Source organism: Deinococcus planocerae, assembly GCF_002869765.1.
GTDB classification, from domain to species: domain Bacteria; phylum Deinococcota; class Deinococci; order Deinococcales; family Deinococcaceae; genus Deinococcus; species Deinococcus planocerae.
On sequence record NZ_PNOR01000048.1, the window covers coordinates 1 to 23,287 of the forward strand.

At 67.0% G+C, this 23,287-nt stretch carries 26 protein-coding genes and 1 pseudogene; 15 read left to right on the forward strand and 12 right to left on the reverse strand.

The features are described from left to right. Nucleotides 1–3,827, reverse strand: a 3,827-nt coding sequence (gene rnr, locus A7B18_RS19020; protein ID WP_245872972.1) for a ribonuclease R, incomplete at its 3' end; no start/stop codon positions are given. 378 nt (nucleotides 3,828–4,205) lie between these two features. On the opposite strand from rnr, the gene A7B18_RS19025 reads away from it, so the two are divergent. Continuing rightward, complete coding sequence (locus tag A7B18_RS19025; RefSeq protein WP_102128268.1) at nucleotides 4,206–4,640, forward strand: hypothetical protein; 435 nt, start codon at nucleotides 4,206–4,208, stop codon at nucleotides 4,638–4,640. Here the strand turns inward: A7B18_RS19025 and A7B18_RS19030 are convergent. After that, on the reverse strand, nucleotides 4,637–4,852 hold the full coding sequence (locus tag A7B18_RS19030) for a hypothetical protein (protein ID WP_102128269.1): 216 nt from the start codon (nucleotides 4,850–4,852) through the stop codon (nucleotides 4,637–4,639). The two genes, A7B18_RS19025 and A7B18_RS19030, sit on opposite strands and share 4 nt — an antisense overlap. A gap of 155 nt (nucleotides 4,853–5,007) precedes the next feature. On the opposite strand from A7B18_RS19030, the gene A7B18_RS19035 reads away from it, so the two are divergent. From A7B18_RS19035 to vapC, 10 genes and pseudogenes are all read left to right on the forward strand, one after another. Then, the gene (locus tag A7B18_RS19035) at nucleotides 5,008–5,487 is read left to right on the forward strand and encodes a hypothetical protein (protein ID WP_102128270.1); all 480 of its coding nucleotides are present in this window, start codon (nucleotides 5,008–5,010) and stop codon (nucleotides 5,485–5,487) included. Between the two features lie 73 nt (nucleotides 5,488–5,560). Then, complete coding sequence (locus A7B18_RS19040; protein WP_102128271.1) at nucleotides 5,561–5,848, forward strand: nucleotidyltransferase family protein; 288 nt, start codon at nucleotides 5,561–5,563, stop codon at nucleotides 5,846–5,848. 2 nt (nucleotides 5,849–5,850) lie between these two features. Further along, nucleotides 5,851–6,249 (forward strand): HepT-like ribonuclease domain-containing protein, encoded by a 399-nt coding sequence (locus A7B18_RS19045; protein WP_180970245.1) that lies wholly within the window; start codon nucleotides 5,851–5,853, stop codon nucleotides 6,247–6,249. A 54-nt stretch (nucleotides 6,250–6,303) separates the two neighbouring features. Next, nucleotides 6,304–6,459 (forward strand): annotated as a pseudogene (locus A7B18_RS22935) (PIN domain-containing protein); the annotation flags it as partial. After that, a complete protein-coding gene (locus tag A7B18_RS19050; protein WP_102128273.1) occupies nucleotides 6,456–6,698 on the forward strand; it encodes a YlcI/YnfO family protein in 243 nt (80 codons plus the stop codon). The pseudogene A7B18_RS22935 and the gene A7B18_RS19050, both read left to right, overlap by 4 nt. A 164-nt stretch (nucleotides 6,699–6,862) precedes the next feature. Further along, a complete protein-coding gene (locus A7B18_RS19055) occupies nucleotides 6,863–7,060 on the forward strand; it encodes a DUF2191 domain-containing protein (RefSeq protein WP_102128274.1) in 198 nt (65 codons plus the stop codon). After that, nucleotides 7,057–7,218, forward strand: coding sequence for a PIN domain-containing protein (locus tag A7B18_RS22295; protein WP_219722159.1), 162 nt, complete (start codon nucleotides 7,057–7,059; stop codon nucleotides 7,216–7,218). The genes A7B18_RS19055 and A7B18_RS22295 overlap by 4 nt, the downstream gene beginning before the upstream one ends. Nucleotides 7,219–7,254: 36 nt before the next feature. Then, nucleotides 7,255–7,476 (forward strand): PIN domain-containing protein, encoded by a 222-nt coding sequence (locus tag A7B18_RS22300; protein ID WP_219722160.1) that lies wholly within the window; start codon nucleotides 7,255–7,257, stop codon nucleotides 7,474–7,476. Between the two features lie 90 nt (nucleotides 7,477–7,566). Beyond that, nucleotides 7,567–7,815 (forward strand): antitoxin, encoded by a 249-nt coding sequence (locus tag A7B18_RS19065; RefSeq protein ID WP_102128275.1) that lies wholly within the window; start codon nucleotides 7,567–7,569, stop codon nucleotides 7,813–7,815. A 3-nt stretch (nucleotides 7,816–7,818) separates the two neighbouring features. Further along, a complete protein-coding gene (gene vapC / locus A7B18_RS19070) occupies nucleotides 7,819–8,229 on the forward strand; it encodes a type II toxin-antitoxin system tRNA(fMet)-specific endonuclease VapC (RefSeq protein ID WP_102128276.1) in 411 nt (136 codons plus the stop codon). A 43-nt stretch (nucleotides 8,230–8,272) separates the two neighbouring features. Here the strand turns inward: vapC and A7B18_RS19075 are convergent, their stop codons facing one another. Both A7B18_RS19075 and A7B18_RS19080 read right to left on the reverse strand, forming a co-directional pair. Continuing rightward, complete coding sequence (locus tag A7B18_RS19075) at nucleotides 8,273–8,629, reverse strand: DUF5615 family PIN-like protein (RefSeq protein ID WP_102128277.1); 357 nt, start codon at nucleotides 8,627–8,629, stop codon at nucleotides 8,273–8,275. Then, nucleotides 8,626–8,850, reverse strand: coding sequence for a DUF433 domain-containing protein (locus A7B18_RS19080; protein ID WP_102128278.1), 225 nt, complete (start codon nucleotides 8,848–8,850; stop codon nucleotides 8,626–8,628). Before A7B18_RS19080 ends, A7B18_RS19075 begins: the two co-directional genes overlap by 4 nt. A 268-nt stretch (nucleotides 8,851–9,118) precedes the next feature. Between A7B18_RS19080 and A7B18_RS21610 the strand changes: the two genes are divergently transcribed. After that, on the forward strand, nucleotides 9,119–10,549 hold the full coding sequence (locus tag A7B18_RS21610; protein WP_146009595.1) for a hypothetical protein: 1,431 nt from the start codon (nucleotides 9,119–9,121) through the stop codon (nucleotides 10,547–10,549). 65 nt (nucleotides 10,550–10,614) lie between these two features. On the opposite strand, the gene gcvP is transcribed toward A7B18_RS21610, so the two are convergent. The 3 genes from gcvP to gcvT all read right to left on the reverse strand — a co-directional run bounded on the left by gcvP (nucleotide 10,615) and on the right by gcvT (nucleotide 15,211). Continuing rightward, entirely contained in the window at nucleotides 10,615–13,503 is a 2,889-nt protein-coding gene (gene gcvP, locus A7B18_RS19085) for an aminomethyl-transferring glycine dehydrogenase (RefSeq protein WP_102128279.1), read from the reverse strand. A gap of 183 nt (nucleotides 13,504–13,686) precedes the next feature. Beyond that, entirely contained in the window at nucleotides 13,687–14,049 is a 363-nt protein-coding gene (gene gcvH, locus A7B18_RS19090; RefSeq protein WP_102128280.1) for a glycine cleavage system protein GcvH, read from the reverse strand. A gap of 88 nt (nucleotides 14,050–14,137) precedes the next feature. Then, the gene (gcvT, locus tag A7B18_RS19095; RefSeq protein WP_102128281.1) at nucleotides 14,138–15,211 is read right to left on the reverse strand and encodes a glycine cleavage system aminomethyltransferase GcvT; all 1,074 of its coding nucleotides are present in this window, start codon (nucleotides 15,209–15,211) and stop codon (nucleotides 14,138–14,140) included. 138 nt (nucleotides 15,212–15,349) lie between these two features. Here gcvT and A7B18_RS19100 point away from each other — a divergent pair, with 138 nt between their 5' ends. After that, nucleotides 15,350–15,883, forward strand: coding sequence for a 2'-5' RNA ligase family protein (locus A7B18_RS19100; protein ID WP_102128282.1), 534 nt, complete (start codon nucleotides 15,350–15,352; stop codon nucleotides 15,881–15,883). Here A7B18_RS19100 and thyX read toward each other — a convergent pair. Together thyX and A7B18_RS19120 are read right to left on the reverse strand one after the other, a co-directional pair. Next, complete coding sequence (gene thyX, locus A7B18_RS22740; protein WP_245872973.1) at nucleotides 15,880–17,829, reverse strand: FAD-dependent thymidylate synthase; 1,950 nt, start codon at nucleotides 17,827–17,829, stop codon at nucleotides 15,880–15,882. The two genes, A7B18_RS19100 and thyX, sit on opposite strands and share 4 nt — an antisense overlap. A 232-nt stretch (nucleotides 17,830–18,061) precedes the next feature. Continuing rightward, on the reverse strand, nucleotides 18,062–18,550 hold the full coding sequence (locus A7B18_RS19120) for an EVE domain-containing protein (protein WP_102128283.1): 489 nt from the start codon (nucleotides 18,548–18,550) through the stop codon (nucleotides 18,062–18,064). 81 nt (nucleotides 18,551–18,631) lie between these two features. On the opposite strand from A7B18_RS19120, the gene A7B18_RS19125 reads away from it, so the two are divergent. After that, nucleotides 18,632–19,714, forward strand: a complete 1,083-nt coding sequence (locus tag A7B18_RS19125) for a S1C family serine protease (RefSeq protein WP_102128284.1) — start codon at nucleotides 18,632–18,634, stop codon at nucleotides 19,712–19,714. A 74-nt stretch (nucleotides 19,715–19,788) separates the two neighbouring features. Then, nucleotides 19,789–20,001 carry a hypothetical protein gene (locus tag A7B18_RS19130; protein WP_102128285.1) on the forward strand — a complete coding sequence of 71 codons (213 nt, stop codon included), beginning with the start codon at nucleotides 19,789–19,791 and terminating at the stop codon, nucleotides 19,999–20,001. Between the two features lie 3 nt (nucleotides 20,002–20,004). Here the strand turns inward: A7B18_RS19130 and A7B18_RS19135 are convergent, their stop codons facing one another. The 3 genes from A7B18_RS19135 to A7B18_RS19145 all read right to left on the reverse strand — a co-directional run. Next, nucleotides 20,005–20,901, reverse strand: a complete 897-nt coding sequence (locus A7B18_RS19135; protein ID WP_102128286.1) for an aldose 1-epimerase — start codon at nucleotides 20,899–20,901, stop codon at nucleotides 20,005–20,007. Beyond that, nucleotides 20,898–21,614 (reverse strand): 23S rRNA (guanosine(2251)-2'-O)-methyltransferase RlmB, encoded by a 717-nt coding sequence (gene rlmB, locus A7B18_RS19140; protein WP_102128287.1) that lies wholly within the window; start codon nucleotides 21,612–21,614, stop codon nucleotides 20,898–20,900. Before rlmB ends, A7B18_RS19135 begins: the two co-directional genes overlap by 4 nt. Nucleotides 21,615–21,642: 28 nt before the next feature. Then, on the reverse strand, nucleotides 21,643–23,287 hold a 1,645-nt coding region (locus A7B18_RS19145), incomplete at its 5' end, for a putative bifunctional diguanylate cyclase/phosphodiesterase (RefSeq protein WP_146009596.1).

Here is a 23,287-nt window from a genome sequence, read left to right on the forward strand (position 1 = left end):
CGGCGGCGCCGGGCCTCGGCGTCCGCGCCCTGCCCGCCGTCTCCCTGCGGGGCGGCCTGGGCCTGCTGCGGCTGCGGTCGGGGCGAGCGGCCTGGGCCCTGGCGACCGTTCAGGTTCGGGACGGCCCCACGGTCACTGGCGCCGCGCGAGAAGCCCTGGCCGCGCCCGCCCCGGTCGCTGCGGTCGAAGCCGCGTCCGCCGCCCCCCCCGCCGTGGCTCTCCTCGGGGGGCATGTTCTCCACCGTCCAGTCGCCGAAGTACATGCGCTGCACGGTGATGTTCACGGGCCGCAGGTGCTCGTTGCGGGGGCGCTCCAGCGTGATCACGCGCCGCTTGTAGCCGCCCTGACCGCTGGGGCGCATGGGGGGGCGTCCCCCGAAGTCACGCGCGCCCGGCTCTCGCCCGTTCGGCTCCCGCGGCTCGCGGCCCTGCCCGTCGCGTGCCTGGCCGCGCCCGCGAGCGCCGTCGGTGCGGGCCGGGGCCGCCGAGGTGGCGGGCTGGGGTTCGTCGAGGGTGAACTTGCGGGGGGCCGCCGTGCTCACCGACTGCAACTTCTCGCGTTTCTCTGCTTCCCGGTCCTCGCGGCGTCTCGCGCGGGGCCGGACGGGGGTGTCGCCGTCCATAGCGGTCTCCTGGGTGAAATCGATTTGCCGGGCCAGGGGGTTGACCTGGCTGATGGTCACGGTGAGGGCGTCCCCCAGCCGGAAGGTGCGCCCATTCGAGCGCCCCCGCAGAATCTGGGCGTCTTCCAGGTAGAAGTAATAGTCGTCGTCGAGGTTCGAGATGTGCAGCTTGCCCTCGACGCCGTTGTCCAGCGCCACGAACAGCCCGCTCGCCACCACGCCCGACACGTTGCCGGGGAAAGTCTCACCGAGGTGCTCCTGCGCCCACTTCGCCTGGTAGTACTTCGTGAGGTCGCGCTCGGCCTCGGCGGCGGCGCGCTCGCGCTCGGAGGTGTGCTCCCCCATCCCCGGCAGTCTGCCCCGCAGGTCGTGGGTCCCCCGTGAGGAGGCCGTCAGGTCCCCCGCCAGCACCCCTTTGAGCACCCGGTGGACGAGCAGGTCCGGGTAACGCCGGATCGGCGACGTGAAGTGCAGATACTCCCGGAACGCCAGCCCGAAGTGCCCCAGGTTCTCGCCCGCGTACTTCGCCTGCTGCATCGAGCGGAGCAGCAGGGTATTCACCACGCTCTCGCGCGGCGTGCCCCGCACCCCCTTGAGGACCGCCTGATACGCCTGCGGGGTCGGCTCGCCGCCCGGGAAAGAGATGCCCAGGCGCCCGAGGGCGTTCGTCACGTCCTGGAAGCGCTGGAGGGTGGGTTCCTCGTGGATGCGAAATAAGGCCGGAACCTCGCGCTCGATCAGGTAACGCGCGACCACCTTGTTGGCGAGCAGCATCAGGTCCTCGATCATGCCGCGCGCCGTCTCCTCGCGGATCGGGATAAGTTCCATCCGCCCGCCGGGCCCCACGTCCACCTTGACCTCGCGCAGCTTGAAGTCGAGCGAGCCCTCGCGCAGCCGCTTCTGGCGCAGCTTGGAGGTGATCTTGAGCAGCAGGTGGAGGTCGCCCTCCAGGTGCCGCGCGTGGTCGGGCAGGGTGGAGGTCGCCTCCGAGTACGCCTGCACCTCGTCGTAGGTGAGCCGCGCCTTGCTCCGAATCACGCTCGGCGTGAGCCGCACGTCGAGGATGTCGCCCTCGGCGGAGAGTTCGACGAGCGCCGTCATCGTCAGCCGGTCTTCAAACGGAACGAGGCTGCACACCCCGTTGCTGAGGTGCTCGGGGAGCATGGGCAGCACCCGACCGGGGAGGTACACGCTCGTCGCGCGGGCGTAGGCCTCCTTGTCCAGCGGCGTGCCCCCACGCACGTAATGGCTCACGTCGGCGATGTGGACGCCCACCACGAAGGTGCCCGCCGGGGTCGGCTGGATGTGGATCGCGTCGTCGAAGTCCTTGGCGTCGCGCCCGTCCACCGTGAAGATGTTGAACTCGCGCAGGTCGAGGCGCCCCACCAATGCCTCGGCGGGAATCTCGCGCGGGATCGCGTTCGCCTCGGCCTCCACCTCGTCCGGGAAGTCGCCGCGCAGCCCGTACTTGACGATCACGGCCTCGGTCTCGGTCTCGGGGTCGTCCTGCTCGCCGAGGACGCGGGTGACCTGCCCGAACACCTCATCCTCGCCCGTCTGCTCGGGCCAGTACAGGTCGGTGACGACGCGGGCGCCGCTCTGGAGCCCTTCGATCCCCTCCGTCAGCAGCAGGATGCGGTGCCGCGCGCGGTGGTCGTCGGGCTTGAGGATGGGGTGGCCCTTGCTGAATTCGAGGCTGCCCACGAGCTGCTTGTACGCCCGCTGCACGATGCGCACCACCGAGGCGCGCGGGCTGCCGTCGCCGCGCTGGCCCCGGCGGGGACCCTGGCCGCCGCGCCCGGTGTCGCCGCGGCCCTCCATCCGCACGAGCACGATGTCGCCGTTCCAGGCTTCCATCGTGTTCTCGGGCGCGACGTAGAAGTCCTCGCCGCCGGAGTCCGGCACCACGAAGCCGAAGCCCGCCGCCGACGCCTGGAAGCGGCCCCGCACGAGGCTCATCGCCTCCGGCAGGCCGTAGGTGCGCCGCCGGGTGCGGATGACGTCCCCCGTCCGCACGAGGTCTTCGAGCAGCGATTCGAGGTCGCGCCAGTCCCCGAGCCGGTTGATGGTCTGCCGGGTGAAGGTGCGCTCCAGGTCGCGGACGTGGATCGGGCGCCCCACCTTGCGAAGCTGCGAGGTCACGAGGTCGCGGGCGGGGTCGGGCTGGCCGTCCGTGTCGGTGCCGTCCTCCTGCGCCTCGTGGACCTCCCCGTCGTCCTCCCCCTCCAACGCGGGGTGGTCCACGACCGGGAGGGGCTGCCCGGCGTCCGCCGAGACCGTCAGCGCCGTCTGGGGCGCGTCCTCGGAGGCCGCGGCCTGGGCTCCGGCCTCCTCGACCGCCACGGGCTCCACGCCGCCGAGCACCTCGGCGAGCGGGACCTCCTCGGAAGTGGCGTCCTCCCGCGGCCCTTCGGCGACGGGGGTGACGACCTTCGGCTTGCGGCCCCGGCGGGTGCGGGGCACTTCGAGCAAGACGGGTTCGGTGGCCTGGGCCTGCTCGGGCGCTTGCTCGGGCTCGGCCTCGGCGACGGGCTGGGCCTTCGCCTGACGTCCGCGCCGCTTCTTGGGCGCTTCGGCGGGTTCCTCGGCAGGGGAGGCGACCGCTTCCGGCTGAGCCTGAGGTTCAGGGGGAGCGGCCTTCGCCTTGCGGCCCCGGCGGCTGGAAGGTTGAGGGGTGGGTTCGGCGGCAGCCTCGACAGGCTCCGCCGGGCTGGCTGCCGCCACGTCCCCGGTCGGGGTGATCTCGACGGGGGCCGTCTCCACGGCGGCGGTCTCGACGGGCACGGGCTCGGCGGTCACCGCTTCGGTGGGCGCGGCCTCGGCAGGCTGAGCCTGCGCGCGCGCCTGACGTCCGCGGCGGGGCTTGGGAGTGGGCTCGGTGGCCGTGGTCGCCGCCTCGGTCACTTCCGGGGTGGGCTCGGGCTGGGGTTCGGCGGGCGAGGCCGCGCGCTTGCCCCGTTGGGCCCTGGGCGCGGCGGTCTCGGCCTGCGCGGTGGCGTTCTCGTTCGTGGCGGGCGTCTGGCGGCCCCGGCCACGCTTCGGGGCAGGGGTCACCGCCTCCGGCTGCGGGGTTGGGGGTTCGGTGGGCTGGGCGGCCTGCTTGCGGCCCCGTCCGGCCCGGGGGGCGGTGCTCTGCTGTTGTTCGGAGTCGGCGCGGACGCTCTGGTCGTCCTGCGCCGGGCGCTCCTTCTTTGCTCTCGGCATTCCTCACCTGGTCAGGACACCCGCGGGATGTTCTCGTGTAGGACGTGGGGAGTCACCGTTTCTGGATGGGGCGCGGGCCTCTGCGGGTCACTCTTTGTGCATCCTTGCAGGGTCGCGGCAGCGAAAACGGTCACTCCCGACGTGTATCTCACCCACGGGTCGGGGAAAGTCGCGTGTCTCGGGCGGCGCCCAGCCTGCCTGGTCTGGGAGGCGTAGGGGCGCTGTCCTGTCGCCCGGCAGCGACGCCAGTCTACCACGTGGCCTCACAAATGCACTCGCCAGGGCGAACATTTAGGAATCGGGTGGAGGGTAGCCCGGAGTTTCCAGCCCCTCCCACGGTTCGTCCCCCCCGGTCGGGGGTAGCGTAGGGACCGTCCTATGGCCGCGCCGCTCGGTGCCCCCCCCAACTACAGCACGCCCGCGATGCTGGGGCTGGCCCTGCTGTCGATCTTCACGTCCCTGTGGCACTTCACCTTCGGGGCGCTCGACTACGCCTCTGCCGGGCGCTACGAGGGCCTGGTTCTGATCCTCCTCGCCGGGCTGCTCCTCGTGTACGGCGTCCTGACCCTGATCCGCTACGCCGAGGCCCGCGACGCGATGGGCGACCCCCAGCCCCGCATCGCCATGTACGACACCCCGCACGAGAGCCGCGTGCCCCTGGCGGGCCTCATCCTGGCGGCGTCCATCGCGGTGGCCGACCTCGCCTTCGCCCTCGCCGCCCAGCATCCCCTCGGCCACCTCATCGGCGTGGGGCTCGTCGCCCTGGTGGCCCGGCAGGCGTGGCGAATCCGGCCCGCGCGCGGCGAGGGTTAGGGGTCCGTCACGTCCGCGGACGTGTTGTCGCCCGCCATGTCCGTGTCGCTGGTGTCGATGCCGCCCCCGCCTCCGTCCATGCCCAGCGTCGCGTCGAGGCCCGGGGCCGCGTTGTTCCCCGGCTCGTTCGTGAGGTCGTTGCCGCCCTCGCCGGGCGTGCCCCCGGTGTCCACGGGCGGGTTGTAGCTGTCGCTGCTGCGGTCGTCCGTCATGTCTGCGTCCTCCGGGGTGGTTTTCCAGATTGTCGGCCCCGCGCCCGCGCACTTCTTGAGAGGCGGGGCAAGGCGCGTTGGGTCTCCGGGCTTTCCCAACAGGTCTGCACCTGCCCTTCATCCCTCGCCCGCCCCGAGCCGGGAGACTTCCCCGCGTGAGCAAGTCGAGCAAATCCCTGATCCTCGCCGGAACCCTCTTGGTCGCCGCCCCGGCTCAGCAGGCGCACGCCACCGCGCTTGAGAAAGCCCGGTTCCTCTTCCACCTCGGCGCCGCGTACTACGCCTTCAACACCTGGGTGCTGCGGCCCTACCGCGAGTACAAGTTCCAGGCAGGCGCCCCCGGCCAGCGCTCTGCCATCGTCAAGGCGGGGCTGGCGCTCGCCTTCTCCGCCTATCAGGTCAATTCGGCGGTCAAGCTGACCCGCAACACCAGTGATCCCTTCCTCCAGCGTATCGGCTCGCTGCTGCCGGGCTACCAGAAGTCGTTGACCCAGGTGGGCAACAACCTGAAAAATGGCCGTTTCGACGAACAGGGCATCCAGAACCTCAACGTCTCGACCAACCGGCTCCTGAACGCCGCCGAGAACCAGGGCCAGACGATTCGCCCGGTGGCGGTGCCGATTCCGGGGTTGTAGGTGTTGGGGAGGCCGCTCGTGGGGCGGCCTTTTGTTGTTGTCCAGGGAAAGGAAGAGAACGTAAACTGGTTCCATGAATCTTCCTGCGGTGCGCGCATTCAGACAGGAGATAGAGGCCTTGAGCCGCCGCCACGGCGTCCGCGAGGTGCGCGTCTTCGGCAGCACCGTGAGGGGAGATGCAGGGCCAACCAGTGACCTCGACCTGCTCGTGCGTTTGGAACCGGGTCGCAGCCTTCTCGACCGGGCCGCCTTCAAGACCGATTTGGAAGACCTGCTGGGTATTCCCGTGGACGTGGCGAACCCGGACACCCTGCATCCCCTGATTCGTGACCGCGTGCAGCGTGAGGCTCAGGTCCTCTGAGCGTGGCGAAAAACGTCGCCCTGTACTTCCAACACATGCTGGACAGCATGAACGCCATTCGGGAGTACACCGGAGACAACCCGGACATCTACCGCCACAGCCGCCTCGTCCGGGATGCCGTTCACCGCAACCTTGAAATCATCGGCGAGGCGGCCAAGCGCTGCCCGGTCGAGGTTCGCGCGCAGTTCCCGGACATTCCCTGGCGTCCAATGGCAGGTCTGCGTGACGTGCTGATTCATGACTACGACGGCATAGACCCTGAGGAAGTCGTGCCGGTCCTGACACGGGATCTGCCCAACTTGCGCCCGCAGGTGGAGGCGGCTCTGGCACGGTTGAAGTTCCTGAGTGTTCTTGACAGAGCCCCTGACACCGAGCCCGACCCGGACGACCGCCTGCCCTAATCAGGCCTCAGAAACCATTCCCGTATGTCCTTCCCTTAGCGGCCACAGCTCCGGGACCCGAAGGACGATCACATTCTGGAACTCGCCATCAATGGCGGATGCTCCCACATCGTGACCTTCAACGTCCGGGACTTCACGGGGAGCGAGAGATTTGGCATCCAGGCCGTCACGCCCGCCCAATTCCTGACCCTGCTGGGAGGCCCACTGTGAGCAAGCTGAGCGTCCGTTTGCCCGACAGTCTGCACAAGCGCCTGAAAGACCTTGCCAAGCAGGAAGGCGTGAGCGTGAACCAGCTCATCTCTACCGCCGTCGCGGAGAAGGTGAGCGCCTTGCTGACCGAGGACTACCTGAGCTACCTGAGGGAACGCGCCGCGAGAGGCAGTTGGGAGAAGTTCGACGCGGCCATGTCCCTTGTGCCCGACGCCGACCCCGCCGACCGCCTTCCCTGACCCACCAGTGAGGGGGCCGCCCCGACCGACGCCCCCAAGCCACTTCCCGCCCCCCAACCCTGACCCCACCGCCGCCCCTACCTTCGACCACAAGCGGCGGCGCCTGCGAAAGCAGGATAGAACCCGGGGACCCGCCCAGGCGTGCGCGGCGGATAAACTGCGGCATGACCAACGTGCAACTTCCCGATGAACTGGCGAAGGAACTGGTCGTGATGACCGGCCAGCCCGACGCCGACACTGCCGTCATGCAGGCGCTCAGCGAGTACGTGCAATATCGCAAGCAACTCCGGGTGCTGGACTTCGAGGGCCAGTTCGACGCCGATCCTACCTTCGACTACAAAGAGCAACGGCGCGTTCCGTGACAGACCGCCGGGTGCTGGTGGACACCGATGTCTGGTCGGAGTTCTACCGCAGGCGGACGGGTGGGTCGTCGGCGCAGGTGCGGCAGCTCAGGGAGTTGATCCGGGCACAGAGGGTTGCCCTGCTGGGTGCGGTTCGCCAGGAAATCCTCTGCGGCTGACGGTACTTCCACCAGTTCGAGCAGATCAGGGAACTCTTGCGGCCTTTTCCAGACCAACCCGTAACCACCCCCGAGTACGAGCTGGCCGCCGAGTTCTTTAACCTCTGCCGTAGTCGGGGCATTCAGGGCAGCAACACGGACTTCCTGATCTACGCGTGCAGTGCCCGGTGGGACATGCCCGTGATGACCAAGGACGCCGACTTCAGGCGCTTTGCCGAACATGTCCCGGTCAAGCTCTACGCTCGGCCAGGTGTGTAGGGCTTCCCCGTTCCCGCCGTCTTGCAAGGGAGAACCAGGGGTGAGGACGCTCCTCGGTATATACTCCTGATAGCTATCAGGGGGTGGAGCATGACCAAGGCCAAGTACGACACCGCAAAGCTCTTCCAGACGGGCCGCAGTCAGGCTGTCCGGCTGCCCAAGGAATACCGCTTCGAGGGCGAAGAGGTCATCATCAAGCGCGTGGGCGATGGGGTGCTGTTGCTGCCACGGAACAACCGCTGGAGCAACCTTCTGGCCGCCGTCTACGACTCAGGGGATGACTTTCAGTTCGAGCGTGACCAGGGGGAACAGCAGGAGCGGGACTGGGGCGACTTGTAGCCCATGCCCGCCCCCAAGTTTTTCCTCGACACCAATACCTGCGTTTACATCCTGAACAAGCGTCCTGCACACATCGCTGAACGGTTTGCCCGCCACAGCCTGGGCGACGTTGCCGTGAGCAGCGTCACCGTGTCGGAACTGACCTATGGCGCCGCCAAAAGTGTTAAGCCCGGCACACGAGAACGGCTCGAGGGGTTCCTGCTGGACCTCGTGACCGTCCCCTACGATGACGCTGCCGCCTGGGTATACGGAAAAATCAGGGCGGGATTGCAGACGACTGGAAAACTCATCGGCCCGCTCGACCTGCTGATCGCCGCCCACGCCCTCAGCGCGGACGTGACGCTGGTGACCAACAACGAGGGAGAGTTCAGGCGCGTACCGGGGTTGAGGGTCGAGAACTGGTTCCCAGAATGACGAAGGGGCGATTGGAAAAGCAGGGGCCGGGCTCTGCCTAATTTCAATCCCCACTGCTGCCCCGCACCGCTTCCAGCCTGTCCCGGTACATCACCACCAGCTTATGGTCGGTGAGCAACTCCCACACGCGCGGCCACACGTCGTCTAGGAGCGCCCGGAAGTCGGCTACCCGCATGTTTCCCGTGCGGACGTGAATCACCCACGGCGGCGGCTCCTGCGCCAGCATCCGCTTGGTGAAGTCGGCGTCCTGCGTAACGATCACCAGGGACTCCTCACTCGCCCGCTCCCACAACGCCCAGTCTTTAAGGCCCTCTGTCCACTCGCTGACATGAAAGACGGGCACGTCGAACGAGCCGCGCAACCTGGCAGACACGTTCAGCAGCACGCCCGCGGGCTTCAAGCGATCTTCTCGAACGTTACGCTATGGCCTGCCAGCCGCGCCGCGTACTCCAGGCACGCCAGCACGTCCTCGCGCGTGAGCCGTGGGTAGGCGTCCACCACCTCCTCTACGCTGTCCCCAGCACTTAGGTGCCCCAGCACGGTTTGCACGCTGACCCGCGTCCCGGTGACGGTGGGCTTGCCTCCGTTCACTTCTGGATCGATGCTGACGCGATCACTCATGGCTGATAGTAATGTAAATATCCGTGGGCTCGCGCCTCGCTGACCTTGCCCCCACCCCCCACCCCACCGCCGCTCCCACCTTCGACCACAAGCGGCAGCGCCTGCAAAAGCAGGGGGAGAGTGGGGGCAGGGGTTGGGTATGGAGGTGAAGAGACATGCCGCCCGTAGTCGGTGGGGTTATCTATATTGGAAATTGTACTGGGTGGTGTGTAGAGTTTCGGGATCAGAGGAGCTTGAATATTTCCAAACTCCTGTCGTAGTATGCATTATGACCGACATAACAAAAATCTCTGGGAGTGAGCTTAATTATAACGAACAGTTGTTAAATTTTGAAAACGCATTAGTTAGACAACTTTCCAGTCTTGGCCTACCGAGTGACGGCGTGCTTATTAACACACAGGAAAGAGGAGTAGTGTTTTTTAACGCCCCTAGCGTCGTAGGTCTTTTGGAAGCATCAAAGCGGCAGGATTCCATATATATTGCTAAATTTTTAGCTGCCGTTGCCTCGGGACTTTTTGATGCCGCGTTAAACTATTTGTGGGATGAAACGATTCTAGAACTACGTAAGAGGGTTGAGAATTACGATATAGATTACTTCTATGATATAGCTGTAGACAGTCAGAAGAAGCGCGCCGATTTAAAGGACGCTTCTGATTTAGACAAAATTTCAGATGCAGAATTGATTAAAGGGGCGCGAGAAATCGAACTTATCAGTAAGATAGGCTTTCGTCTTCTCGATGAAATTAAGTATATGAGAAATTGGATGAGCGCCGCTCATCCGAATCAAAATGAGATAACAGGCTTACAGCTTATCACTTGGCTACAAACCTGCATACGGGAGGTTATAAATCTTCCATTATCTAATATTGCGTCTAATATCAGTCAACTTCTTGCCAATATAAAGCGAAACTCATTCTCCAGAGAAGAGATTTTTATGATGGCCCAGTTCGTTGAGAATGCGCGGCCAGAGCAGATAGATACTCTCATACAGGGACTTTATGGGATTTATGTCAACTCAGATACCACAACACAGTCCATCCAAAATATTAATAATCTTGCCCCTTACGTGTGGAGTAGAGCCAGCGATGACGTAAAGAAGAGAATTGGTGTTCGTCTTGCAACTAATATTGCGAGTGGAAATAACAGTCAAACCAGAATGGGAAGGTCATTCTTCGAAGTAGTACAGGGTATACAGTATCTACCTGAACCTATTCTTGTTGCTGAGATGAACGAAGCTCTTATAAATTTGCGTAACGCCCACCGAAATATGGACAATTTTTACAACGAGCCCCCTTTTGCCTCTGAGCTTCAGAGGATAGTTGGAACGGCCAAAACTGTCCCAAGATCAATAGAAAAATCATATGTAAACACGATTGTAGAAGCATTCTTGACGAATGGAAATGGTGTTGCTTTTGGGGCCAATCCCATATATATAAGCCTAATACGTAGGTTTGACGAAAGATTATCTATGCTCGCCATGCTATCTTACACGTCTGAGTCTATTGCAAGCAAATTACAATTTGCTCTTTCTAGAGAGAAGTTTAAGGAGCTTCTTAATCTTATTCTGCCGAACTTAACTCGAAGTCCCGCAATAGAATTTGCTAACCACCTTTTATCAGAGAGAGTTCCGCTGGATAAGATTTCTTCAGATTCTGATGTTAGACGAAGACTGGAAAACGTAATCGCGCTCGTTAGCTAGACTACAGGGACGGCATCTACTTTTGAAGCCGTCCCTGTATTTAATCTCAACACTTACAAACAGATTCAAACCTCCGCGTACTCCTCCACCGGCGGGCACGAGCACACGAAGTTCCTGTCGCCGTACACGTTGTCCACCCTGTTCACGGCGGGCCAGTACTTCCAGGCTTTCTGCGCGGGCGTGGGGAAGGCGGCGGTCTCGCGGCTGTAGGCGCGCTCCCACTCCGGGCTCACGAGGTCTTCCTGCGTATGCGGCGCGTGCCTCAGCGGGCTGTCCTCGGCGGTCAGCAAGCCGTCTTCAACCTCCTGAATCTCGCGGCGGATGCCCAGCATGGCACCGATAAAGCGGTCGAGTTCGGCCTTGGGCTCGCTCTCGGTGGGCTCGATCATCAGGGTGCCGGGGACGGGAAAGCTCATGGTGGGGGCGTGGAAGCCGTAGTCCATCAACCGCTTCGCCACGTCCTCCTCGGTGATGCCCGTGGCGCCCTTCAGCGGGCGAAGGTCGAGGATGCACTCGTGCGCCACCCGCCCGTTCATGCCCGTGTACAGGACGGGGTACGCGCCACTCAGCTTCCTGGCGATGTAGTTGGCGTTCAGCAGCGCGACCTGGGTGGCCTTCCTCAGCCCGGCGGGCCCCAGCAGCCGGATGTACAGGTACGAGATGGGCAGGATGCTCGCGCTGCCGTAAGGCGCGGCGCTGACGGCCCCAGTGCGGCTCTCGCCCACGCTGCGGTTCGGCAGGAACGGCGCGAGGTGCGCCTTGACCCCAATGGGCCCCATGCCCGGCCCGCCGCCGCCGTGCGGGATGGCGAAGGTCTTGTGCAGGTTGAGGTGCGACACGTCCGAGCCGATCAGCCCCGGCTTGGCGAGGCCGACCATCGCGTTCATGTTCGCCCCGTCCAGGTACACCTGCCCGCCGTGCGCGTGGATCAGCTCGCAGACCTCCGTGACGTATTCCTCGTAGACGCCGTGCGTGCTGGGGTAGGTGATCATCAGGGCGCCCAGCCGCTCGCTGTGCTGTTCCGCCTTCGCCCGCAGGTCGTCCAGGTCGATGTTGCCGCTCGCGTCGGTCTTCACCACCACAACCTGCATCCCCAGCATGGCGGCGCTGGCGGGGTTGGTGCCGTGCGCGGAGGCGGGGATCAGGCAGACGGTGCGGTGTGCTTCTCCCCGGCTCTCGTGGTACTTGCGGATGGTCAGCAGCCCCGCGTACTCGCCCTGCGCGCCGCTGTTGGGCTGGAGGCTCACGGCGTCGTACCCGGTGATGTCGGCCAGCCACGCCTCCAGCTCGGCGAGCATCTGCGCGTAACCCTGCGTCTGGTCGGCGGGCGCGAAGGGGTGCAGGTTGGCGAACTCGGGCCAGGAGACGGGCTGCATCTCCGCCGAGGCGTTCAGCTTCATCGTGCAGGAGCCCAGCGGGATCATGCCGTGGACGAGGCTGTAATCCTTGTTCTCCAGCCCCTTGAGGTACCGCAGCATGGCCGACTCGCTGTGGTGCGTGTTGAAGACCGGGTGCGTGAGGTAGGACGAGGTGCGCTTGAGGTCCGAGGGGATGCCGTCGCCGCCCTTGTACTGATAATCCGACAAAACTTTAAACTCTTGCCCTGTCTCGCAATTGAATCGAGTCTCAGCGATAACCTCGATCAGGTCCTCTACATCTTCGGGAGTCGTGGTCTCGTCAAGACTGACGCTGATTCGACCATCGTTCCCATAGCGAAGGTTGATGCCCTTAGCTTCGGCCCGTGCTCGGATTGAGTCGGCGTCTACTCCGAAGGTCAATGTGTCGAAGAAGGTGTCATTGAGGGGAACAATGTTCGATTCAACCAAGAAGCGTTCGAGAATCCCCGTCAGCCTATGCACCCGCTCCGCAATCGTCCGAATCCCCTCCGGCCCGTGGTACACGGCATAGGCGGCGGCCATGTTCGCCAACAGCGCCTGCGCCGTGCAGATGTTGGAGGTCGCCTTCTCGCGGCGGATGTGCTGCTCGCGGGTCTGCATCGCCATCCGCAGGGCGGTCTTGCCACGGGCATCCTTGCTGACGCCGATCACGCGGCCCGGCATGGACCGCTGGTACTCGCTGCGGCAGGCCAGGAACGCCGCGTGCGGCCCGCCGAAGCCCATCGGCACCCCGAACCGCTGGGCGCTGCCGACCACGATGTCCGCCCCCTGCTCACCCGGCGGCTTGATGAGCGCGCAGGCCAGCAGGTCGGTCGCCACGATAAAGGCGCCCTGGGCCGCGTGAACCTTCTCGGCGATGGGGGAGAGGTCGCGCAGGTCGCCGTAGGTCCCCGGGTACTGCACGAGCGCCCCGAACGTCCCTTCCGGCAGGTCGCCGCTGGGGTCGCCCACCACGACCTCGTACCCGAAATACTCGGCGCGGGTGCGGATCACGTCGAGGGTCTGGGGGTGAACGTCGTGCGCCACGAAGAAGACGTTGCCCTTGCTCTTGGCCTGTCCCCCCTTGTATTGGCGCTGTGCCAGCGTCATTGCCTCGGCGGCAGCGGTGGCCTCGTCCAGCAAAGAAGCGTTGGAGACGGGCATCCCCGTCAGGTCCATCACGGTCTGCTGGAAGTTGAGCAGCATCTCCAGGCGGCCCTGCGAAATCTCGGCCTGGTAGGGCGTGTAGGCGGTGTACCAGCCGGGGTTTTCGAGGATGTTGCGCCCAATCACGGCGGGCACGTTCGTCCCGTAGTACCCCATGCCGATGTACGAGCGGAAGACCTTGTTCTTGGAGGCGACGGCCTTCAGGTCGGCGAGGGCCTGCGCTTCCGTCACGGGCCCGCCCACCTTCAGCTCACCCGTGAAGCGGATGGACTCGGGCAGCGTCGTCTCGGTCAGTTCGTCCAGGCTGGAGACGCCGAGTTCGGCCAGCATCTCGGCCTGCTCGGCCTCGGTGGGGCCGATGTGGCGGGAGGTGAAGTCGTCGGTCTGGAGGAGGTCGGTCAGGGGGCGCATGGGGGCTCCTTGGGGGCGGTAGGGCTGGTCACACGCCCCCTCACCCCGGCCCTCTCCCGCAATGGGCGAGGGAGAAAAGATGTTTTGCTCCCCTCTCCCCCTGCGGGACTGGCACAGCTCCGAAGGAGAGAGGGGCTGGGGGAGAGGGGGCGACCGCGCAACCGTTCCCGCCCTCTGCCCCCCTTACTGCGCGCTCTGGGCGTATTCTTCGGCGCTCAGCAGGTCGTCGGCGGGTTCGGGGTTCTCGATGCGGAAGAGCCAGCCGTCCGCGTAGGGACCGCTGTTGATGAGTTCGGGGCTGTCCCTCAGGGCGTCGTTGACGGCAGTGATCGTGCCGCTTGCCGGGGCGTAGATGTCGGAGGCGGTCTTCACGCTCTCGACCACCGCGACCGACTCGCCCGCCGTCACGGCGCGGCCCACCTCGGGCAGTTCGACGTACACCACGTCGCCGAGCTGGTCCTGCGCGAAGTCGGAGATGCCGACGGTGCCGTCGGCCCCTAGCCACTCGTGGGTTTTGGCGTACTTCAGTTCGGTGGGCGTCTGCATGGGGGGCATTGTCCTCGATTCGGGGCCGGGATGTGTAGCCGGAGGGTAGATCGTGCGGGGGCGTGAATTCCGTCTCAGGGTCCACGTTCTACGCGCGGCGGTAAAAGGGCAACTCCACCCGCCGCGCCGGGTGAGCTTTGCCCCGCACCTCCACCTCGTAGGCGTCGGCGGTGCTGGCGTCCCCGCGCACCAAGGCCAGAGCGATGGGGTGGCCGAGGGTCGGGCTGCTCGTGCCGCTGGTGACGTGTCCCACGGGCTCGCCGTTCAGGAGGACCGGGTAGCCCTCGCGGACGGGCACCCGTTCCAGGGCGAGGCCGATCAGGCGGACGGGCGGCGCGAGGCTGATGTGCTCGCGGCCCACGTGCGCCTTGTCTTTCACGACCCAGGAGTACGTGCTGGCGAGGGGGTGGATGTCGTCGGCGAACTCGTGGCCGTAGAGGGGAAAGCCCGCCTCCAGCCGCAGGGTGTCGCGGGCACCCAGCCCCGCCGGGGTGAAGCCGACGGCGAGCAGCTTGTCCCAGATCGTCTCCGCCTCGCTGGCGTCGGTGAAGATCTCGAAGCCGTCCTCGCCCGTGTACCCGGTGCGGGCGAGGTGCACGTCGAAGCCGAAGAGTTGGGCCGGGAAGTAGGCGTTCTTCTTCTTCGCGGCGAGGTCCACGCTGATGTGCGGTTGCAGCAGCGCCTCCGCCTGCGGCCCCTGCACGGCGAGGAGGCCCCAGCGGTCGCTCTCGTCGGCGAGCTGCACGTCGTAGCCCGCCGCCTGGCGCTCCAGGTGCGCCCAGTCCTTGCCGATGTTCGACGCATTCACCACCAGCAGGAACTCCTGCTCCCCGACCCGGTAGATGTAGATGTCGTCCACCAGCCCGCCCGTCTCGTTCGGCAACCAGTTGTACTGGGCGCGACCGGGTTTGAGCTTCGTGACGTCATTGGTGGTGACGTGCTGGAGGAACCGTTCGGCATCGGGCCCGGAGACGCGGAACTCGCCCATGTGCGACACGTCGAACACGCCCGCGCGACTTCTCACCGCGTCGTGCTCGGCCTTGACGCCCGCGTACTGCACGGGCATCTCCCACCCGCCAAAAGGGACCATCCGGGCACCCGCGCGCAGGTGGGCGGCGTGCAGGGGCGTCCGCTTCAACGCTGTCTCGGTGGCCTGGGTCACGCCTGAACTGTACTGGAAAAGGAGCCCACCGCGTCCGGTGGGGCTGGACGCCGGGCGAGGTAAGCTGGCCTATGGTCGAGGCTGAAAGTGCGCTCCTGCAAGGCTTTTCGCGGGTGCGAGACGGCGTGCTGAGGCGCCGTGGTTAACTCGCCGTCTTTCCTCCTCGGTCTCCTGGCGCCGCCCGACTTCTCGGCCCGGGTCGAGGAGTTTCGCGCCGGGTTGAAGGTGCGAGAAAGCGCCCCACACGTCACCGTCAAAGCCCGGAGCGGCCTGAGCCCCGACCGGTCCTGGGCAGACTCCGCGCGGGGGGCGGTGGCGGCCCACCCACGCGTCACCCTGAGCATCGAGGGTGCGCGGACGTTTCCGAACCGCAGCGCCGTCTACCTGCGGGTTCACTCGCCGGATGCGGTCGCCCTGCACCTCCGGCTCCTCGACGCCCTGCGCCCGGCCCACCGTTTCGGCTACGAGGGACCGCACATGACGCCCCACCTCACCCTCGTGCTGAGGCGGCGCGGGGTGGACGTGTCCGCCGCGTTGCAGGAGGCTCAGGCGACCTTCGCCGACCTGGACAAGGCGCCCCTCACCTTCACCGCCCGGGAGGTGTGGCTGATGCGCAAGCCCGGACCCGGTGGGCTGTACGTGCCGTTGGAGGCTTGGCCGCTCCTGGATTAACCCTGCGCGTGCAACTCCCTCCATTCGCGGAAGGTCACTGGGAACAGGGGCTCGGCCAGCTCCGCCATCGCCCGCGCGAAGAGACGGGTCTCGTACTGTGCACCCTCGTGGTCCCGCAGTTCGAGGAAATGCAGGAGGGAGCGGACGTTGAAGGTGTAATACGATTCGGTATAGAGCGACACGGGCAAGACTCCGCGCGCCTGCTCCCGTGTTACGCCCAGACGCAGCAAGGCCTGATAGGCGGCGTAAGCATTTCTCCACGCCTCTGCCCAAATCTGCGCTGCCGCTTCCTGATCGAGCGTGCCGTCGTCCTCGACCGACGCCTGACGGTTGCTGGGCGCCTGCTTGCGAAAAGAGGGGGGCGTGAAATTGCGTTCCTGCAATTCTACGTAACGACCGGAAACTTCATTCTTACTGTTGTGAACCACGATGCCGTTGGCAACGAAGTTATGCCAATCACCATCTACTTCCAGGTCGTATGTGGGCTGGATGCCCAGGTAGTCCACTTTCACGACCTTCACGGGGTGAGCCTTAAGTTTCCTCCCTCTTGGTTTTGGGCGTTCACCTGAGATTACAGCGTCCGGATTAAAGCGCTGGGCGAACGCCATCTCGTTTTCCTGAGAGCGGTGGATATCCCGGTGGCAGGCGCCGCAAATCGTCACGAGGTTGTTGAACGTCAGGGCTAGGGAGCGGTCGGCCCACACAGGAACAATGTGATGGGCGTGCAGTTCGAGTTTGCGCTCACCGCAGTTCTGACAGGTAAAGTCAAATTTTTCGTGGACTCGTCTGGACTGCTCCCAGGTCCAGCGGTTGATGTTTGCTCGCTCGCTGCTCACTCCGCCTTTCCAGAAATTACTGCGTTCCCCACTCCGGGCGGCACGGATGGCAGCACGATGTTCCTCCGTGAAAACACGTGGTGCGCGGTAGCCACCTTTGCCCTTGTTCCAGGGTGTGAAACCCTCGGGAAAGCGGGTCTCTTCCGGCAAGAATTGCAAACCGTGGATTTTAAGCCACTTACGCACAGTGTGGTAGCTACAACCCGCCTCGTCGGCGATCTGCTGAACGCCCTTGCCCTGGGCGCGCTGCTCAGCCAACCACCCACGGTCACGGTAGACTTCCAGGCCGTTGACCATGAAAAACGCCTCGCGGCTCATCACAGCCGTCTGTCCATGAATCTCCAATCCCAGGGCCTCGGCCATTGTCTGCCACCCCTGGGATGTGATCACTCGGTGATGAGGCGTCATGGTCAGTGCCTTGCCGTCGGCCAGCGTCACCCGGTAAACGGGCTGCTCTCCCTGATACATCACGTCGGCGATATGACCCGAGGTGAAAAGCCCAGTGTTTTCGTTCAACACCCGCAGACGCATTTTCTGAAGACGTTTCTTGCTGCTCCGGTGGCCCATGACATTGCCCCGGGTGTACCGCTGGACGGTGTTACGAGACAGCCCCGATTCTTTGACAGCTTTCGCCATTGCGCCATACCGTCCGCCTTCTTCCTTCAGCACACGTAAGGCAGTGGTGACTCGCTCAGGTGAAGCAGTCATGGCATGTGCTTCTCCCTCGGTCCACATTCTATACAGCTCCGCCATCGTTTTCTTGAGTCTTGGCTGTGCTTCGCCGTTGATGTTGACGAATGAAACCACAGTATCACCGGTCAGGCAGGTTCCAACCCGGTGCCTAACCATCTGCCTGTCCACAAAAATAGGGCATACCACTTTAAAAGTAATCAGGTTATGCTCGAAAGGGCTGCCGTGATGATGCGTCAACAGGTATCGAATAAGTTTTTCGTCACGCGAGTTCAAAGGCGCGTCGTTGTCTCCACCGAAGCTTACCCTGGCGGCATTGACGATCATTTTATCGTCGCCCACCACTTGAACGAGGCTGACGCTGCCTATACCGTCGCCGAGCGGATAAAGCGTGACAGGGTTGGAGGTAGAGACGGTCATCCCCGCCAGCTTAACGCCCATCCTGCGGGCCTGGATGGGAGCCGTCCAGGCGAACCGCTTGGAGGTCAGCGGCGCCGTTCACGCGCGGCCATCCGCTCGCTCTGGGGCCCGTCCCGTCGGCTCAGCAGCAGCAGGGAGAGGACGATCATGAGGGCGGCGAGCGCAAGGTCCATGCGGCAGGGTGCTTTTTGCCGTGTGACACGGGCGTGACCCGGGAGGACACGTCGGGCGCTCAGGCCAGGTTCTCCGACCCCAGCCCCACCTCTCTCAGCACCGCCCCGAACTGTTCCGGCGTGACGGGCAGGACGCTCAGGCGCGTGCCCCTGCGCAGGAGCGGCGAGTCCCGCCACTCGGGCAGGGTGCGCAGGGTGTCGAGGGTCACGACCCCGGCAAAGGCGAGCGCGGGCTCCACGTCCACCATGCTCCAGCGCGGGTTGTCGGGGCTCGATTTGGGGTCGAAGTAGGGGCTTCCCGGGTCGAATTGCAGATTGTCCGGGTACGCCTCCCGCACCACCCGCGCGACGCCCGCCACGCCGGTCGGTTTTGCCCCCGAGTGGTAGAAGAGGCAGAGGTCGCCGGGGCGCATCTGGCGCAGGAAGTTGCGGGCCTGGTAGTTTCGCACGCCGTTCCAGGGCTCGCGGCCTGCCCGCACGAGGTCGGCAAAACCGAAGACGGCGGGTTCGGACTTCAGGAGCCAGCGGCGCCGCTGTGAGAGGGGCATCGGCAAGAGGGTAACGCCGCGTACCCACCTTCCGTGCCTTCCCGCACCCTGTCCCCGGCGGGGGCGCTCTACCATGCTCGTGTGCGCCCCCTGCCCTGGCTTCCCGTGCTGCTGCTGCTCGCGCTGGCGGCCTACCTGCTGCCGGAACGCCTGAGCCTGCCGGGGGCCGGGACTTCCGCGCCGCCCACCCCGCCCGCCGTCTCGCAGACGCTGCCGAACGCCTTGCCGCCCGAGACCCGCGCGCTGTTCGAGCGTTCGCGCCCGGCGACCGTGCAGGTCGAGAGCGTCGATCCCAGCACGCGCGAGGCGGGGCTGGGCACGGGCTTTTTCATCTCGCCGGACGGGCAGGTGCTCACCGCGTACCACGTGGTCTCCACCGGGCGGCTCTTCCAGATTCGGACCCTCTCGGGCCGCACCTACCGGGCTCGCCTGACGGCCTACGACGCGCAGGCGGACGTGGCCCTGCTGACGGTCCAGGGGCGCGGGCCCTTCCCGGTGCTCAATCTCGCCACCCGCCCGCCGCGCGTGGGGGAGACGGTGCTCGCCATCGGGAACAGCGGCGGGGGCTTCCTGCAACCGCGCCGGGGGCAACTGCTGCGGCTCTCCGCCCAGGCGGGGCGGGCCGACTTCCCGCAGGGCACGCTGGAGATGACCGCACCCCTCGCGCCCGGCGACAGCGGCGGCCCGGTCATCGACGGGAACGGGCAGGCCATCGGCGTGGTGAGCTACATCCGGCTCGACGAGAGCAACCAGACCCGCGCGAGCTACGCCGTGCCCGTCACCGAGGGCAACCAGCTCATCGAGGCCCTCAGGAGGGGCGAGCAGCGCGACGTGCCCGTCGTGGGGCTGTTTTTCGACCTCGCCCACAGCGGGTTCACGACCCCCGCCGGGGCCGTCGTGTCGCGGGTGGCGCGCGGCAGCCCCGCCGCCGCCGCCGGACTGCGGGGCTCGGCACTCGACGCCAACGGCAACCTCGCGGCCCTCGGCGACATCATCACCAACGTGAACGGCGCGCGCACCCGCAACGCCGACGAGGTGATCACCGCGATCCGCCGCGCGCAGATCGGCGACACCATCTCCCTGGGTTACGTCCGGGACGGTCAGGCGCGCGAGACGACGATCACCCTCGTCGCCCGGCGCAGCGTACCCGACCTGCGCGAGTAAGCCTGAAGGGAGACTAAGCGCGGCGGCGCGGTGCCGGGGTCCGTCGCCTCACACGCCCGTCTTACGTTGGACACATGTCACGCGCCTTCGTGAAAGAAGACGGCGGCGAGCGCTGGATGCCGCCCACCACGCCCCACGCCTACCGGGTCTTGTGGCAGGGCGTGGGCGGCCCCGAGGTCGTCCACGAGTCCGACGATCTCCTCGAAGCGCTGCGCTGGCTCTCCAGCCGCCCCCAGGGCGCCTTCGAGCTGCGCGACCACGCTGGGGCCCTGCTCGCCACGGCATAGCGGCTACCAGGTCCCCTCCAGCGTGACCCTCGCCGCCCCCGCCAGACTCTGCCCGGGGGCGAGCGTCCGCAGGTCCACGCCCCCCACCCCCCGTGCGGCGAGGTTGAAGGCGTCCGTCGCGTGCGAGACGGTCTCCAGGGCGAGGCTCCCGTCGGGCGCCGTGAAGACCACGAGGTGCGAGTACACGGAGTCGGCGGTGAGGATCAGCGACCGCTCCTCCCAGTCGAGCCGCGCCACGCCGTCCCAGGCGGTGTACACCCGGTCCACCCGCCGCTCGCCGACGGCGCGGCCCACGCGGTAGTCCTCCTCGGGCCGCACCGGGCGCGCGGGGCCCGTGGGCAGGCTGCGCTCGTCGGTGTCGTAGGTCAGCCCCGCGTCGAAGGTGAGCCGGGGGTCCTCCCCGTCCTGCCGCCGGGCGAAGTACGGGTGCAGGCCCAGCCCGGCGGGCATCTCGGAGGTGTCGGCGTTCGTCAGCGTCACGCTCAGGTCGAGGTGCGGGCCGTGGAGCAGGTACTCGGCGCGGGCGGTGAAGGCCCACGGCCAGTTCACGTCGGGGAAGGCCCGGCTGTCGAATTCACAGCGGAGGTGGCGGTCCGATACCCGGGTGACCTGCCACGGGCGGTTACGCACGTCGCCGTGCTGGGTGAGGCCGTCCTTGGTCGTCACGCGGAGCTGTATGTCCCGCCCGCCGAACGTGAAGCGCGCGTCCCGGATGCGGTTGGAATAGGGCAGCAGGGTGAAGCAAGCGCACTGGCTGCTCGTCTCCACGCCCCCCGGGTCCACCGTGCGCATCACCGGACGGCCCGAGGCGGCCCGCAGGTTCAGCACGCTCGCGCCGAGGTCGGGAAGGACCTCCAGGGTCAGCGCCGCGCTGGAGACGGTCTCGACCCGGTGGGTCATGCGCCGTTCCTCGCCCGCGCGGCCTCGTAGAGCAGGATGCCCGCGGCGACGGAGGCGTTGAGGCTCTGCACCCGGCCCCGGGTGGGGATGCTCACCAGGGCGTCGCACTTCTCGCGCACGAGGCGGCGCATCCCCTCGCCCTCCGCGCCGATCACCAGGGCGACCTTGCCGCGCAAGTCGGTGCGCGCGAGGTCCTGGGCCGCCTCACCCGCCGCGCCGTAGACCCACACGCCGCTCTCCTTGAGGCGGTCGATCAGGCGGGGCAGGTTCTTCGTCTGGGCGACGGGGAGGTAACTCGTGGCCCCCGCCGCCGCCTTGGCGACGACCGGGCTGAGCGGCGCGCTGCGGCGTTCCTCCACGACGACCCCGTGCGCGCCGAGCACCTCCGCCGAGCGGATGATCGCCCCGAAGTTGCGCGGATCGGTGATGCCGTCGAGCAGGACGATCAGCAGGTCTTCGCCGCGCGACTCGGCCCGGTCGAGGATGTCGTCCACCGTGGCCCACTCCAGGTCCTCGACCTCGGCGATCACGCCCTGGTGCCCGGTGGTCCCCGCGATCTGGTCGAGTTCGATGCGCGGGGCGAAGCGCACCCGCACGTCAAAGGTCTTGAGGTCGCGCACGAGGGCCTCCTCGACCCCGCGCGCCACGAGCACCTCCGTCACCCGCCCGTCCCGCAGGGCCTCCAGCACCGGATTGCGCCCATAAAGCAACATGGGCGCAGTCTAGCGGGCGGGGTCCGGTCTAGCGGCCCCGCAGCCACGCCCCGAACGCCTCGGGGTCCAGGGGAGGGCACACCGCGTGCCCCTGCACCGCGTCGCAGCCGAGGCCCCGCAGCAGCTCCAGCCCGGCGGCGCTCTCCACGCCCACCGCCGTGACCTGCCAGCCCAGGCGCCGGGCGAGGTCGAGGGTCGCCTCCACCAGGGTGACGCCGCGCGGGTCGCCCGGCAACCGGGCGGTGAGGTTGGGGTGCAGCTTGATTCCGGTCAGGGGGTGGCGGCTCAGGGCGCTCAGGCTGGTCGTGCCCTCGCCGAAGTCGTCCACCCACAGCCGCGCGCCGCGCTCCCGCAGAGCCTCGAGCAGGTCGAGCGTGCCCTCGCCGGGATCGAGGAGGCACCCCGCGCCCACCTCCACGTCGGGTGAGCCGTGCTCGGCGAGAAAGGGCAGCAGCTCTTCCAGGTCGGTCGGGCACCACTGGCCCCCCAGGCTGAGGTTCACGCTCAGGCGCAGCCCCGGGTGGGTCGCCCGCCACGCGCGGCCCTCCTCCACCGCCCGGCGCAGCACCCACCCGGCGAGGGGGGCCATCAGCCCGGCGCGGGCGGCGAGCGGCAGGACCTGGGCGGGGGGCAGCTCGCCCAGGGCGGGGTGCGTCCAGCGCAGCAGCGCCTCGGCGCCCGTCACCCGCCCGCTGGCGAGGTGCAGGGCGGGCTGGTAGTGCAGGGTCAGGCCCTCGCCCTCCCCGCTCAGGGCCTCCCGCAGCGCCTCCTCCAGCCGGAAGGGGTCGGCGACCTCCTCGCGCAGTCCGGGGCCGAAGGTGCTCGCCTGGGCGCGGCCCCGGCGGCGGGCGTGGGTGAGGGCCGTCTCCGCGTCCGCGAGGGCCGCGCCGTCGTCGCCCAGCCCGACCGGGGCCACCCCGAGTGCGAAGGTGAGGGGCACGGCCTGACGCCCGGCGCGCACCGGGGCCGTGAAGGCCGAGCGCAGGGCCGCCGTCAGCGCCCCCGCCGTCTCCGGGGGGCCCGAGTGCGGCAGGAAGAGGGCGAAGGCGTCGTCCCCGAGCCGCGCCGCCCGCCCGCCGCGCGCGTCGGCGAGGTCGCCCAGCCGCGCCGCCACCCCGATTAGGAGGTGGTCGCAGGCGGTGCGGCCCAGCGCGGCGTTCAGGGCCCCGAAACCGTCGAGGTCGAGGCACAGGGCGGTGCCGGGCGCCCCCTGCACGAGGGCCTCGCGCAGCCCGGCGCGGTTGAGCAGCCCGGTCAGGGGGTCGTGGCGGGCCCCGTGCCGCAGCCGCGCCTGGGCGTGTCGCAGCGCCGAGACGTCGCGCAGGGTGAGGAGCAGGCCGGGCCGCGCGCCGGGGGCCTCTCCCGGGAGGAGGGTGCCGCGCACCTCCAGGTGCCGCCCGCCGCCGTCGGGGCGCACGAGGAGAAGCTCGGTCTCCAGCGGGAGGGTCAGGCTCTCCGCGCGCAGGTCGGGAAAGGCGAGGGGGGCGCCCCCCGGGGTGTGCAGCCGCACCCCGAGGTCGGGGAGCGCCCGCGTGAGGGGCACGCCGAGCAGCCGGGAGCCCTCCAGCCCGAGGAGCTCCGCCGCCCGCTCGCTGACGAGCTGGGTGCGGCCCGCGGGGTCCACGAGCAGCGCCGCGTGGTCGCCGAGCGCGAGCAGGTGCGCCGCGGGGGCG